General features: G+C 60.3%; 14 protein-coding genes. 4 read left to right on the forward strand and 10 right to left on the reverse strand.

Features of this window, described 5'->3' with window-relative positions:
* Positions 1-43 precede the first annotated feature (43 nt).
* Positions 44-574 (reverse strand): hypothetical protein, encoded by a 531-nt coding sequence (locus ACFQ6H_RS13625; RefSeq protein WP_378547429.1) that lies wholly within the window; start codon positions 572-574, stop codon positions 44-46.
* A 192-nt stretch (positions 575-766) separates the two neighbouring features.
* Here ACFQ6H_RS13625 and ACFQ6H_RS13630 point away from each other — a divergent pair, with 192 nt between their 5' ends.
* Positions 767-1810, forward strand: coding sequence for a cellulase family glycosylhydrolase (locus ACFQ6H_RS13630; RefSeq protein WP_378646594.1), 1044 nt, complete (start codon positions 767-769; stop codon positions 1808-1810).
* A gap of 403 nt (positions 1811-2213) precedes the next feature.
* On the forward strand, positions 2214-3380 hold the full coding sequence (locus ACFQ6H_RS13635; RefSeq protein WP_378535562.1) for a MinD/ParA family protein: 1167 nt from the start codon (positions 2214-2216) through the stop codon (positions 3378-3380).
* Positions 3381-3417: 37 nt separating this feature from the next.
* On the opposite strand, the gene ACFQ6H_RS13640 is transcribed toward ACFQ6H_RS13635, so the two are convergent.
* The 3 genes from ACFQ6H_RS13640 to ACFQ6H_RS13650 all read right to left on the reverse strand — a co-directional run bounded on the left by ACFQ6H_RS13640 (position 3418) and on the right by ACFQ6H_RS13650 (position 6017).
* Positions 3418-4452, reverse strand: a complete 1035-nt coding sequence (locus ACFQ6H_RS13640; protein WP_378448746.1) for a hypothetical protein — start codon at positions 4450-4452, stop codon at positions 3418-3420.
* Positions 4453-4653: 201 nt separating this feature from the next.
* Positions 4654-5736 carry a M48 family metallopeptidase gene (locus ACFQ6H_RS13645; RefSeq protein WP_378547420.1) on the reverse strand — a complete coding sequence of 361 codons (1083 nt, stop codon included), beginning with the start codon at positions 5734-5736 and terminating at the stop codon, positions 4654-4656.
* 77 nt (positions 5737-5813) lie between these two features.
* Positions 5814-6017, reverse strand: coding sequence for a hypothetical protein (locus ACFQ6H_RS13650; protein WP_378448744.1), 204 nt, complete (start codon positions 6015-6017; stop codon positions 5814-5816).
* A gap of 145 nt (positions 6018-6162) precedes the next feature.
* Here ACFQ6H_RS13650 and ACFQ6H_RS13655 point away from each other — a divergent pair, with 145 nt between their 5' ends.
* Entirely contained in the window at positions 6163-6318 is a 156-nt protein-coding gene (locus tag ACFQ6H_RS13655) for a DUF6131 family protein (protein ID WP_003945912.1), read from the forward strand.
* Here ACFQ6H_RS13655 and ACFQ6H_RS13660 read toward each other — a convergent pair.
* The 3 genes from ACFQ6H_RS13660 to ACFQ6H_RS13670 form a co-directional block, all read right to left on the reverse strand.
* Positions 6312-7490, reverse strand: a complete 1179-nt coding sequence (locus tag ACFQ6H_RS13660) for a glutamate--cysteine ligase (protein WP_378646596.1) — start codon at positions 7488-7490, stop codon at positions 6312-6314. The genes ACFQ6H_RS13655 and ACFQ6H_RS13660 overlap by 7 nt on opposite strands.
* Positions 7491-8633: 1143 nt before the next feature.
* On the reverse strand, positions 8634-10040 hold the full coding sequence (locus tag ACFQ6H_RS13665; RefSeq protein WP_378646597.1) for a serine hydrolase: 1407 nt from the start codon (positions 10038-10040) through the stop codon (positions 8634-8636).
* Positions 10041-10224: 184 nt separating this feature from the next.
* A complete protein-coding gene (locus ACFQ6H_RS13670) occupies positions 10225-11112 on the reverse strand; it encodes an SAM-dependent methyltransferase (RefSeq protein WP_378646599.1) in 888 nt (295 codons plus the stop codon).
* A 424-nt stretch (positions 11113-11536) separates the two neighbouring features.
* On the opposite strand from ACFQ6H_RS13670, the gene ACFQ6H_RS13675 reads away from it, so the two are divergent.
* Positions 11537-12022, forward strand: a complete 486-nt coding sequence (locus tag ACFQ6H_RS13675) for an RNA polymerase subunit sigma (protein WP_378646601.1) — start codon at positions 11537-11539, stop codon at positions 12020-12022.
* 44 nt (positions 12023-12066) lie between these two features.
* Here ACFQ6H_RS13675 and ACFQ6H_RS13680 read toward each other — a convergent pair whose 3' ends face one another.
* Genes ACFQ6H_RS13680 through ACFQ6H_RS13690 form a run of 3 tightly spaced genes read right to left on the reverse strand, consistent with a single transcriptional unit; the run spans position 12067 to position 14000 of the window.
* The gene (locus ACFQ6H_RS13680) at positions 12067-12837 is read right to left on the reverse strand and encodes an SDR family oxidoreductase (protein ID WP_378635027.1); all 771 of its coding nucleotides are present in this window, start codon (positions 12835-12837) and stop codon (positions 12067-12069) included.
* Positions 12838-12839: 2 nt separating this feature from the next.
* Positions 12840-13421, reverse strand: a complete 582-nt coding sequence (locus tag ACFQ6H_RS13685; RefSeq protein ID WP_378646603.1) for a TetR/AcrR family transcriptional regulator — start codon at positions 13419-13421, stop codon at positions 12840-12842.
* A gap of 51 nt (positions 13422-13472) precedes the next feature.
* Entirely contained in the window at positions 13473-14000 is a 528-nt protein-coding gene (locus ACFQ6H_RS13690; RefSeq protein WP_378646605.1) for an SRPBCC family protein, read from the reverse strand.
* Positions 14001-14021: the final 21 nt, after the last annotated feature.

The raw sequence follows: 14021 nt of genomic DNA on the forward strand, positions 1-14021 counted from the left end.
GTGCGCACGTATTCACGTGCGTGAAGTGAAAAGGGAAGGTGAGTTACACGAATGCCGGTGGGCCGCGAGTGCCCAGCCCGGAGGTGAGAAGTTGACGCAGAACAACTTTGGCGCGGTATCGAGTCCGCGCAGTGAACGGCGAGGGCTCAGGTGCCCACGGGCGCAGAAGCACTGCGACAATGGCGGCCACCGTCGACGCTGCCACGACGTATCCGCGTTCTGCGCCGCGAATCAGCACTGCGCACACTCCGACGGCAGCGATGTGCGCCGCAAGCATCGGAAGTGACAGGAGCAGCCCGTGTTGATGATCCGAAGCGATGGTCAAAGTCGCGTGACCGATGGCCTGACCCGCAGCGAGCATGAGGGTAAGCAAGAGCGCGGGGGAGCGACGGGTGTCGATGGACGTGACCACCGCGCCGACGCTCGCGCACGCGAGGATCAACAACACCACCGCGCTTTCGGACGGGGCCATGCCGCCGCCACCGAGGGCGTGGGCCGCGACAGAGACCGCGCCGGATGTACCGCCCACGAAGGCGCCGCGCAGCTGCGCGACATCTTTCGGACCCGGCGTCATACGCGAAAGGATACAGGCAGCTACTACGACGGCTAGTAGTCGAGTCCGGCGCATCGGATTGACGCCGTCGACGGACGCCGTTACGTTCGGCAGACATTCAGGTTTCAATGGGGGAGTGAAATGTCCAGAATGAGATTATTTGCCGTGTCAGCAGTTCTGGGGTTGATGTCATTTTTGATCAACCCACCATCTGTGACTGCCGCGCCAACGGTCTGTCCGGTCAGTGACTACGGCATCGTCTACGCGAATCAATCGTCCGCCCCAGCGGTGCGTGAAGCTGCGCTGAACCTGATCGACAGCGCAGGCGTGAGTTGGGTTCGTATCGATGCGTTTTGGTCGCAGATTCAATCCGGGGGCGTTAATTCCTATAGCTGGGGTCCGCTCGACACGGTCGTGAACGAGGCTCTCGCTCACGGAAAGAAGATCATTCTCCTGCCACATACAACGCCGGCGTGGGCTCGACCTGCAGGTGCTCCTGCGGACGACAAGTACGCACCGGCCGACATTTCCAAATATGCGACGTTCGTGAACAAGCTTGTTGCACGCTATGCACCTAAAGGCATCATGTCTTACGAGATCTGGAACGAACCGAATATCAGTATGTTCTGGAAGGACTCGGTTGCTAATCCGAAGCCTAATCCCGTGCGATACGCACAATTGCTGAAAGCGGCTGCTACCTCGGCCCGCTTGGCGAATCCTTCGATCACGATCATCAGCGGCGGTATGTCACCTGCCGCGGACGCTGCCGACGGCAGCCAGGTCGCGCCGCTCACATTCTTACAATCCCTGTATACGAATGGTGCACGGTCATCGTTCAACGCTGTCGGGCATCATCCGTATTCGTATCCGGCGCTGCCTACAGACGAACATGACTGGAACTCGTGGTCTCAGATGAGTGTCGAGTCGTTCGCGGGCGGCGGGATCGTTCGGCCGAGCCTTCGCGGAATCATGACTGCCAACGGAGATTCTGCAAAAAAGATTTGGATTACCGAGTTCGGGGCGCCGACAAGTGGGACTCCGGACAGCGTCAGCGAAGCGCGTCAGCTCGAGATCTATCAGTCGGCGATGGCGGACAAGCAAACCAAGCCATGGTTGGGGCCGCTCATCTTCTACCGGCTCAACGACTACGCGCCATACGGAGCAACGACGGATCGAGAGTCGTATTTCGGTGCAGTGAGGTCGGACGGCACCGTCAAGCCGAGTGCTGCATACGTGAAGAGTGTGCTTTGCCCGTGATGAAGGTCGAATGGTAAGAGTGATCCGGTCGGACTGGCAGGAACCTGAAGGGGCGGGCAATTCGCTCGGAAGCCTGGAATCCTGCAGCAGCTGAACACTTGTCCATGAAGGGTGGGTGATCGCCCAGGCGATCACCCTCCCTTTTCTCGTTTGGTACCAAGGGATTTGCCCTGGCATTGCGGAGGGCTGTTTTCGGCGGCAGATGAAGATATATGTGCCGCATATCGTTACGACGTTCGTATTTGCTGAGAATGGCACCGGCGGGGGGACCAAAGTCATCGAAAGGCGGGTGTAACGGTCTGTAGTGCTGTGACGGTATTGAGCAGAGAACGGCAAGCCCGCCAGAGTGATAGCGTCCGAGAGGCTATGTCCGAATTGATTTCGACCTCGACCTAGGAAAACGGTGCGCAGCGATAACAACGGTTCGAATGGCGGAGTCCTGGGGAACAACTCGGGAACGACTAGAGGCGACGGCCTTTTCGACGCGTCCGACGACGGCTACTCAACGTCGATTCGAACTGTCACGTTCACACCACAATTCGACGAACCAGCCGCAAAACCGTTGCCCAGCCAGCGGATGCGCCAGCAACGTCGTGAAGAGCCGACCGATTTTCGAACCTCGACGCCCAGGCCTATGACCTCCGTCGACGACTTGGACATCATCAAGCGGGCGAAGCGTCCACCCGAACGCGGTTTGGGCAGTGTGTTGTTCAAACTCACCGGCGGTCGCATCAACACTGGGCAGTCGGCTGCCGAACTCGAACACCAGGCTCTCGTGCGCCGTGCCAACCGCACGGTGCGCGGCGTGTACAAGATCGCTTTCATCTCGCTCAAGGGCGGTGTGGGAAAAACGACGGCGGCCAAGACCGTCGGGTCCACGTTCGCCTCGATCCGTGGCGATCGGATCGTAGCCATCGACGCCAATCCCGACCTGGGGACTCTGGCTGATCGTGAACGACGTGAACATCATCTGACCGTTCGTGATCTGTTGGCCGACGGCGACATTCGTACGTACAGCGATGTTCGCTACTACACGTCGCAAGGCGACAGCCGGCTCGAAATCCTTGCGAGTGAAGCAGATCCGGAAACTTCGGAGTCGTTCAACGAGCAGGACTACCTCGATACCCTGCGGATTCTCGAGGTGCATTACAACATCGTCATCACCGACTGTGGCACCGGAATCATGCATTCGGCCATGTACGGAATTCTCGACGAAGCAGATGCATTGGTTGTCGTCAGCCCGACGGCGCAGGACGGTGCTCGTAGTGCAGCAGCAACGCTCAGTTGGCTGACCAAACATGGATACGCAGATCTGGTGAGCAGGTCGGTTGTAGCGATCAATTCGACGCGGCCGGGTTCGTCTTCGCTCGATCTCGACCAACTCGAGGACGTTTTCGCTCAGCGTGGAGTGCGCGCGGTCAAGACCCTGCCCTACGACGATCACCTCGGCGAGGGCGGTCCGATCGACTTGAAGTTGTTGAACAAGCGCACTGCGCGGGCATATCTGGAGCTCGTGGCAGCGATTGCCGATGGTTTTCCGGACTCGGTGGGCAAGCACGCTTCTCGCTGAACGTGCTCGCCCCCGAATCTGATCAGCAGGCCGGTGTTCAGGGGTGCCGAAGTATCGCGCCGTAGCCGTCGGCGAGAACCAGGCGTTCGTCGATCTGTACCAGTTCGGTTCCGGTCCCGATTGCGATGTAGGGGAGTACGCGATCGGCGGGCCCGATCAACTTTCCGCTCGTGACTTCCTTGTCGTCGGGGTCGGTGAGCAGCAGCGTTTCGACCTTGCCCTGCTCGAGTGCGTCGAGGACGCGTGCGGTCCCGTCGATGGAGAGGCCGGAGTCCCGTCCCTGCTCTGCGACGTAGCGTTCGGTTTCCGTATCCATTCTGCGCAACCGCTGCGTGTCGATCAGTTCACGAATCGACTTGGATACCTCGGCGGGTGTCGAACCGACTGAACGCGAACCCTTTTCGACGTCCACCACCCGTAGCGTCGACGGTAGGAGCTGAGCAAAAGCTTTGCGTGACTGTACTTCTCCGATCACGACTACCAGCGCAACCTTGTGTTCACGGGCGAGCGTCGCGGCGCGCTCCACGGCCTGGGTCAGATTCTTCCTGATGTTCTCCTCCACGAGGCTTTGGCTGTCGGTGTACCGCTCTTGACCGCCGACGTGTGCCTTGTGGACTGGGAAGCCGTCGCCGTCGACCGATTCGCCGTACACGTCACGCCCGCGGGCATCACGTACGCACAGGTCTGCGCCAGCGTGGTCGACCTTGGCGATGAGAAATGGCTCGGTGTCGTATCCGTGTGCGATCAGTGGAATCAGGTAGGGCAACTCGCCCAAGGTTGCGATGGTCGATCCGGCAGGTTCGAGCAGAATGTCGTCGATCAGCACGGCCTCCGGCGTGGCGACGATCGCCCGCCCGGCGCGCCCCGAGATTCCGTGATGGTTGTCCTTCACCTCGTCCAGCCGTGCGATCAGTGATTCGGATGCTCCCTGCTTCGAGAGTTGATTGCGCATCGAGCGCCATTCGAGTTCGAAGCGCTCGCGCGCATCCTCCCGGTTGCGGACGTCCTCGAAGTACACGGAGGCAAACGGGCCGTCACTCGAACCGACCTTCTTCAGCCGCCCAGCATGCATGTCGGCTCCCTTCTGTAGTGGTCCTATGCCGCGTACCCGACAACCGGGGATTCGACACGACCGCTTTCAGTTCGCACGTTTGTTCGACTGCTGGTACTGTCTGTGAACGTGAGGGTGGTGCAGAGGGAAGCCTGCATCACCTTCACGCCAAGAACTCGGGACCTGCCGCCGACTGCCTTCGGTGGCAGGCCCCGATTCTGTTCACTCGGCGTCGTCGGCGCCCTTTGATCTGTCGGAACTCTTGCGCCAGTGGGTAAATCGTTCCTTGATGTCCGACGCCACGTCGCCAACGCCGTTTCCGACGGCGCCAACCGCGCCGCCCAGTCCGCTGCCGATGTCGCGCACCATTCGGATCAGAGGGTCTTCTGATTCGTCGAAGTTCTGCTTGTAGGTCTTGGCCGCATTCTTGAACTCGTCGCTGATCTTCGCTCCGTCGTCTTCTCCTCGCCGCGGGTAGTTTCCGCGCAGAATTGCGGCGTAGTCTCCGCTGTCCACCCACTTCTTGAGTTCTGCGGCGCGAAGTACCGAGAACGGGTGCGAGAGCAGTTCGATGTTGAGGAGCTTGAGTACACCGTCGCGAAGGTCGCCGCTGGCGTCGTACTCGGCGGCCTGGGCCAAAAAGGCGTCGATGTCTATTTCACTGACTCGGGATCCGCCCGCCAATTTCATCTGAACGCGGATCGCGGTGTGGACGTCCTGCCCGCACAGCAGTCCGGCGCGATCACCGGACAGCTCGGACTTGCGCTGCCATTCCATGAGGGCCGCGATGATCGCGCGCAGTGCCCACCCGCCGACGGGCAACCAGCCGATGGTTCCGGCCAGCCGCATCAAATGCATCAAGATGGTGCGATACACCGCATGACCGGACAGTGCGTGGCCGAGTTCGTGGCCGATGATGAACCGCTGCTCCTCGTAGTTCATCACGTCCAGTAGGCCGGTCGTGACCACCATGAACGGCTTGTCCATGCCGATGGTGAAGGCGTTGACCATCGGGGTTTGGAGCACGAACAACTCTGGTGTCTCGTCGGCCTGCAGAATGTCGACGCAGTCGCGTCGCAGGTCGTTGAGGTCGCTGAACTGGCGTTCGTCGACTCGCACGGACGTGGCGAGATACATGAGGCGATGCTGACGTTCTTGGAGCAGACCGGACAGCGTCCGCAGAACGGTGTCGAACCCCCGAAGCGTCCGGAGCGTCACCAATGCAGCCCGATCGGCTGGGTGTTCCCACGCACGCGAGCTGATGTCCGGGAACTCGATTCGGGTGCGATCTGGTGCAGTGGTCATGGTGGCCCCTCACTTCGATGTGTGTCGACTCACCTCCAGGGTAACGACTAGTCGGTTTAGCGTGGATTTCCGGCAGTTCATTCGGTCGGTTGAGGAAGCGTGCAATCCGTCACTTTGGGATTGACGCCGAAGTAGTTCAGCGGGCCGGCGACGACGGTGAGCGCGATGGTCCCGACCCCGGCACAGTTGGTCGGCGAACTGCTGTAGTAGCCGCGCTGGCCGGCCGCGACGGCCCCGACGATCAGCCAGATCAGAACGATCAGAGTCACAATTCTCATCATGGCGTGCTCGATTCTTCAAATATTGTGGTGCCCAGCGAAATACCCGGTCAGAGTGGGTATGAAACGCTCGAATGACGGGTATCCACGGTGTATGCGTCTCGAGGCGGGCGTATCCGCCCGAGTGAACGCACTGAAGGAGCTTGTCATGATCATCCTCGGCGTAATCCTGCTGATAATCGGCTTCGTGGTGAACATTCCGATCCTGTGGACGATTGGTGTCGTCTTGCTGGTGATCGGAATCATCCTGTACGCGCTGGGCGCGGCCGGGCATGCCATCGGTGGTCGGCGGCATTACTACTGATCCGGAGTCGGGCCGCCATGCGCATCCATGTCCGTCGGCGCGGTCGGGAGGGTGCGTTGAGCGGCGCGCGCGATCAGTTCCCGAAGGCGGACCTGACGAAGCGTTCGATGTTGCCAGTCGCTGCCGCTACCGGTGATCAACTTGTGGCGCAGCGCCGACTCCACACTCGCGTACTCACCTGTCTCGTCGAGTGAGTCGTGGAGATGGATCAGGAGTCGGTGAAATAGCTCCGTGGCCGAAATTCTTTGTGCGGTAACCGGATCGATCAGTGTTCCCAGGATGCCCTCCTTTGCGGACACCCATGTCGCGATGCGAAGACTCTCGAGAGAAGCGCGCGGTGCGGGCACGCCCTTGTCTACAGCGCGCAGCGCAGTGGCGACCAGAGCACGCACAAGTGTCGCAAGCAGCACGGCGTCGTCGACCGTCGGTTGAACGTCGCAGACCCGGATCTCGACGGTCGGTAGGTGGCAGGACGGTCGGATATCCCAGTAGACCATCCGCTTGTCTAGCATCACTCCGCAATCCACCATCATCGCGACCGCGGTGTCGAAGTCCTCGGCGGTCTCGAAGTACGGCGGCGGTCCGGCCACGGGCCACCTGGACCACTGAACCGCTCGCCAACTCGAGAATTCTGTGTCGACTCCTTGGTGGATACGGGAATTGGCGCTCAGGGCAAGCAAGGCCGGTAGCCAGATGCGCAAGTGATTGCAGACCTGCACTGCCTCAGCTAGATCAGCGACGCCTACATGGATGTGGCAACCGCAGATGCTCTGTTCGGCTGCGAGGGCGCCGAAGTGTTGCCCCATCTGCCGGTAGCGAGGCGAGTCGCTTATCTCGAAACGGGAAGGTCCCGAAAGCGGTGCGCCGACGGCCAACAGCCTGCAGCCGTTCAACTCGGCCGCCTTCCCCGCGAGCCGACGCATGTCGATCAGGTGGGTTCGGAGCTCGTCGATGCCCTGGCACACGGGAGAGTTGGTCTCGACTTGGCAGCGGGACAGTTCGAGCTGAAGATCCAAACCTAGTGTCGACGCGGTTTCCGCAACCGCGGCATTGTCGGTGGACGGCAGCCACGATGTCGGGTCGACGAGGATGAATTCTTCTTCGACGCCGATGGTTGGGGTCGTCGATTGGTAGCGGCCAGCGGTGGATCCCGTCGAGCAGGTGGCGCTCATGCTCGCGTCTACCCGGTCGGTGGAAGGCGGAAACAGACACGAGGAAGCCCCGTTCTCGTCGGGAGAACGGGGCCTGTGGTCGGTCTTGCCAACATCTCGGAAGCGTCAACGAGCCCTTGCACACCGTGTGAATCTGGGGACTGGCGTGCCTGGGAAAACGTACTGTGCCGGACTCGGTAAAACGAGACCCCCAGGCATGTCTCACCCCCTATTTCACCCTCGGGTGAGCTTGCCCGCACGCCCGCACACCTGTCGTCGAGTCGCGGATCGTGTCCTGGCGTACTGCAGTGGGGCAGCCTCGGTTCTGTCCTTGGAGTCGGCCAGTTATCGGGCCGATCTCGGAGAAATGTGAACTCATCTAAACTAACGTCCAACAATTGGATATGAAATTTTGGTGGAGCATGCGCACTCGGTGATTTAGTGCAGGCGCGATCAGTTAATCGCGCGCACAGTATCAATTGAAGCTCTCGAATTCTTGAACTGGTATTGCGTTCGATCAGCGGGAATCGCTAGTGGTTACATGTGAATTCCAAAGATGTGGAGAGGTGCCAAGGATAGTGGTGCAATCGATTCGTTATCGCGGTCGAATGTCCGACAGAACTGCATACCTTCTATGTCGAAACTTTGTCTACCACGCAGTGTCTGATTCAGGCTTTCGCCAGGAATATCTATCGAAATCGACGCGCTCAGAAATTTTTCTCAAAGATTACCCACCTGTGAATTGGGAACTATTCGTAGGTCGTGGATGAGGGGAATATTGCTTGTGGGGCTGTTATTTGCGGCAATTTGCTCACATCTTGCTGAATGGAGCATTTGCAGTCGAAGTGTTGCGTGGTCGAGAAAAAATCCCATTGATGCTTTACATTGGGAATTGCAAGATGCACGTTTCATCCTCCAGTGTTAAACGAAAGGACGAACGCAATGGGTAGCTTGGAAGATTTCGACATCGCGGCACTTCTTCAGAAGGTCATCGCATTCTTCGACGGATTCTCGTCGGACGAGACTGAGCCTCCCACGGGCTAAGACTTACCGAAGCCGCTGCGCATCCTGGTGACACCGGATGCGCAGCGGTTCGCTGTATCCGGCCATCTCCACGGGTCAGGCAGGAGTCTGTGTCCGTGTGTTTGACCCGCCCGGTGCGCTCTAGCTGGTTGCATCCTTCTGGATCAAGAGCATCGCGTCGTCGACCGGATCGAAGTACAGAGCCGGATCGGCAACCGATGCAGCCTCGTCACCATGAGTTTGCATGGTGACAACCCAGGCACGATCGTCGTGTTCCACGTAATAGGCACCCGCGAGGACCCCGATGGAGCTGCCGCCCTTGAATCCGCCGTAGGTGAACCATTTCGCGGACTCGTCGCTGAGCGCCGGATCTTCGGCGAGTATGTCTCGAACAGGTGCGCCGCTCTCGGTCTTCGCCATCTCTTGTAACGAGACCAACGCGGAACGCAGGTCGGCGGGCGAGGCGAACCAGTCGATGTCGAAAGGCCATGCGGGGGTGGTGAATGCTGACGCCGGGATGTCCACCAGACCACCCGGCAGCGCCGCGAGTATCGCTCGACGCTCATCAGGAGTTCCGTCGCGCCAAGCGATACGTTGTGCGCCTTCGTCACCCCAGCCGAGTTGGAACAGTGCGCGGGTCGGCTTGAGCGGGATGTTGAGGGAAGGATCCGCCATGCCCATCGGCGCGAATTCGGCTTCGACCTGCTCGCGCCCGACAGCAGCGATCAACATGTCGGTGGCGGTGTTGTCGCTGATCGAGATCATCTTGCCGGCGGTTTCCCGGACCGTGACTTCAGTTCCCGATGGCAGATCCTGCAGGGTCCCACCGGGCATCGATTTGAGGTCGTCGGTGATCGTGAGCTTCTGATCCCAGGAGAGTGTCCCGTTCTCGACAGCCGTCGCGACCGCGCCGAGAACGTACAGCTTGATCGTCGACCCTGTCGGCTGGGGTGCGGTGTCGCCGACACTGAAGACTTCGGCGTTCTTTCCTCCGGTGACCTCGGTGACGGTCAGATTGGTCGGCGCGGGAAGCGCTTTGACAGCTGTCTCGAGCTCTGGCCACGATGCGGCCGGCACATGATCGGTCTTGGTCGGTGTGATCGCCATTCCCAGGATCAGCCCGCTGCCGTCGACGACGACGTTGATGTCGAACGCACCGCCGGTGGTGCTGGTGATGGAAACGGTGCCGTCGGTGTCGCCTCCCCTGTAATTCACTGTGGTCCATGGCTGTCCGGCTCGGATGGAGTCGAAGTCCGGAGGTGTCAGGACAACGGGTGCGGTGGGCCCGAAATGCTCGGCGATTCCTTCTTGGGTCAATGGCGTGCCCGTGTTGACCGCACTGAGAAGCCAGGTGATCTGCTTGCCGACGGCGCTGTCAGGGATTGAGACCGTCGCGGGTGCCGCGGTAGTGGAGGCCTTTGTGCTGTTTTCGGAGGTTTGTGCAGAATCGGTCCCGGAAGTACATGCGGCAAGGGCGAATACCGCTGCGGAGGCAAGTGCTACCAGCGTGAGTGGGCGACTCTTCCTGCGGGTGTGTTCGAGTTTCATGGACTCATTTCATCAGCATCTTCGCCGGCGCGCGTCCGTCTGAGGTGTAGACATGCTCAGCCTGAGGTACTGAATCGGTTCATCCTCGAGTACCGTAATTGGCTGGTAGCGGTGACACACAGTATGGAGCTGGACAAAACGGAGAAATGCTGCACCCGAGGCGCTTTCGTGAGGACTGCGAGAGTTAGTTCTTGGTCGCGGCGAGGAAAGACGGTTGCGTCGACAGCGCCGCGATTTCTTCGGGGAGTTCGGGGATCCGGCGATCGTAGAGTTCTGCCAACTCGACCGAACTGAAGCGACGGAGGGTCCAATTGTGTTCAGCTAACCACTGACCCGGATCGGATCGTGTGTCGCTGTAGAACAGTTGCGAGATGTCCAGGTCGCCGAACGGGTTCTTGGCGAAGTACTTGGATCTGATGGCCGCAAGCTTGCTCGGGTCGGTGCCGGCCGGAAAGTCGTTCACCGCCAACCGACTACCGGTGGTCGAGAGTTCGTCGATCCGTTCGAACAGCGCGTCGTGGGCCGGGCCGGGGAGATAGGCGAGCAGGCCTTCTGCCGACCAAGCGGTGGGGTTGTGCGGATCGAAGCCAGCTTCCTCGAGTGCGGTCGGCCAGTCGTTTCGCAGATCGGTGGCTACAGCGCGTCGATCGGTTTTCGGCTGGGCGTCGTGTGCCGCGAGCACTTCGGCCTTGAACTCCAACACCTTTGGCTGATCTACTTCGAAGACTGTCGATCCGGACGCCCATTCCAGTCGGTACGCACGCGAATCCAAGCCTGCCGCGACGATGACCGCCTGTGCAACGCCGGATTCAGTTGACGACAAGAAGAATTCGTCGAAGAATCTGGTTCGCAAGCCCATGAAACCGCCGAAGGGTGTGTCGTCGAGGAGTTCAGGATCTTTCAGCAGAGCTGTGAAATGTGGCTCTGCTGCGGCTTCTACGAACCACGATGCAAACTTGTCTTCGATGATCGCGTCCGGACGGGTGCTCTCCAATGCGCGAAATGTTGCCACTGCCAGTGCGGTGAGTCCAACGCTACTGACGATGTCCCACGTATCTCCATCGCTCCGCATTGTCTGGGTGTCCTTCCGCTCTTGACGACTGAGCCGAACTCTCTCGACCTTACGCCCGTGCGACCCATCGCCGCCTGGAACGGAACGGTCGGACTTGAAGCAGTAAAGACAAGCCACCGAGATCGAAAAACTCTGCAGTGCAAGGCGTTCGGTTTGAATCAACACCCTACCAGGAATTTGCCAGGTTAGTGCCAGTGGACGGCAAGGATGCAGGACTTCACTGGTGTGCGCCCCATTCATGACTGCGAGAGACAGTCTCGAGAAATCTACGGAGAGTGGTGTCAGGACAGCCAGAACCAGTGGCAAAGCTGGCAAGATCCGGCACCCGCGCCGACTGTGAACCCCCTCGCCGGACTGTTCGGTTCCAGCTGATCCCTCGGACTGCAGGACAGATTTCCCGTCGAGAAAGCGAGAATATGAGCCCATGTTGAAGGAAGGCTCGCTGGATGGGCTTGCCACCGCGGCCCGGAGCGGTAACCGTGAGGCCATGGCCAGTTTGTATGCGGCGTTTCGTCCGATGGTTGTGCTGCGGTGCCGCGCCGAGCTTGATCGGGCCGTGTCCGACTCCGCCGCGGATGCCGCGTGCGTCGCGGTTCTCACGGCAGTGTGCGACGGATCGGAGACGAATCAGCCCTTCTTGCGTCTGCTGTACGCGAGTACGAGCGTCGCGATTGCTCGTGCGGTATCCGACGGTTTCGCCGTCGGGCCGCTCCCGCCTCCGACAACGCTTCCGGTTGTCGAGCGCGACGTCCTGGTGTTGCGGTTGATCGTCGGCCTCGACAACGAGGAGACTGCAATATCGCTTGCCCGTACGACCGACCAGGTGTCACTCGACCTGCATCGGGCGCTCCAGCGACTGCGAAAGTTGCCTTCTCCGAATGCAATCAGGGAGATGTTGGTGTCAACCTGAGGGTAGTCGGAGTGCGCAGATTCAGGCGGGAATGGAACCCGTCCTTACTGGCCGGCGATGTATTCGATCGACGGTCCGGCAGTCCAGCCGCCGTCGACGGCGATCTCGGAACCCGTTGTGTACGAGGCATCGTCGGAAAGAAGGTACGTGACCGCCCCGACCAACTCTTCCGGGCGACCGACGCGGCGATACGGATTGTTGGGGAATGCGCCTTCTTCGAGGCTGATGCCCGTCGGTGCAGTCATGGGCGTCAGGACCATGCCGGGGTGAACCGAGTTGACCCGGATCTTGTCGCGACCGAGTTCGACGGCAGCAATCTTGCTCAGTCCTCGCACGCCCCACTTGGCTGCGCCGTAACCGCTGGTCAGAGCCATGCCCATCAGGCCTGCGGCCGAGGAGATGTTCACGATGGATCCGCCACCGGCGGCCTTCATGAACGGGACCACCGTGTGGATGCCGGTGTGTACGGACACCAGGTTGATCTGGATGATCCGTTGGAACGTTTCGAGGGGCTCGTCGGTGACAGTCTGGCCGGAAGCGGAGATTCCCGCGTTGTTGACCAGTCCGTTGATTGCGCCGAACTCGGACACGGCGAACTCGGCGGCGGACTTCCACGATGCCGGGTCGGTGACATCGAGATGAACGTAACGCGCTGCCTCGCCGAGAGATTCGGCTACTGCTCGGCCGTCGTCGTCCAGAATGTCGCCGATGACCACGCGCCCGTTGCCTGCGACGATGCCGCGCGCAAACGCTTCACCGAGGCCGCGGGCGCCACCTGTGACGAGAACGATTTTTCCGGAGAGATCTTGAGTCATGATTATTCCTTACCTGTTGGGTGCGCGAGATACGACGTCGAAAACGCGTCGAGCGCGCGGTTGATTGCCGTGAGTGCAGGTGTTCGGCGGTCTGCCATCTCCCGCAGTGCTGCGACCACAGCGAGCGTCGATTGACCCGCCGCTGCAGTGGTGTCGAGCGAGGTTTCCGGTCGATCGATCAGCCGGGCCACTTCGGGGCGAATGAGCTCCATCGTCTCGAAAGTCGCTGATTCCCACACCCTCCGGAGTGCGGCATCACCGAAGATGATCGGCATCAGGGATCGGGTCATGTCTTCGAAAGACTCACCGACCGAGGCGACGAAGGCGTTCCGGACAGCCCGCGCCAGTCCGGAATCGCGTGGCTGCTCACCGAGTGCAGCGGCGAGACTCCGGTTCCCGTCGTCGAGCATCGGCCAGATGCTCTCCTCTTTGGTGGCGAAGCAGCGGTAGAACGTGCGCTCGGAGATTTCCGCGCGCTCCGCGAGCTCGGCGATGGTTGTCGAAGTGTCACCGCGTTCGACGAAAGCGGCAGCACAACTCTGCGAGACGCGGAGAAGCAGTGCGGTGCGGCGGGCTGTTGCCATATCCGCACTGTACCAAAAGTGGCAGAAACTGCCACAAAGGGTGTCGGCTGGTCAGCCGGCGTTACCTTCGACGCCGGAAAACTCCTGCTCAACTGCGTTCTTGAGGTTCAGGAGCGTCTTGCGGATGTTGCCGCGCTGAAAGTCGGCGAACGTTTTTCCTCCGGTGGCAATTTTGTCGAAAATGTCGGCGGCGAAGTCCGGCCAGCCGCGTCTGTCGTCGGTCCACGTTTCGGTAACTCGGGTTCCGTCGGGCATCGGTGAAAATCGGTACTGCCAGGTTGCGATGGAGGCGGGGATCCGGGGAGTGCCGAGGCCGATCTTGTGGACACGGAATTCGAAGAGCTTCCCGGCGTTGGCAGCGGTAACTGTGCATCTCGTGGTCCACTGCGCGCGCCCACGCTTGTTGTGCCCGTCGAACTTCATGCCCAGGAAAGCGCTTTCGCTGTCTCCTCGCAAGGTTGCGCCTGTGTTTTCGGGACTCCAGGCACCCATACGAGTGGGATCGCTGATGAGCTCGTAGAGGGAAAGTGCGTCAGCGTTGACGACGACGCTGTCGGAGACGGTGAGTTCGCGAGCCATTTCGGTTTCAGTTTCTTTCTG

The sequence above is a fragment of the Rhodococcus sp. NPDC056506 genome (assembly GCF_042794945.1).
Lineage (GTDB): Bacteria > Actinomycetota > Actinomycetes > Mycobacteriales > Mycobacteriaceae > Rhodococcus_F.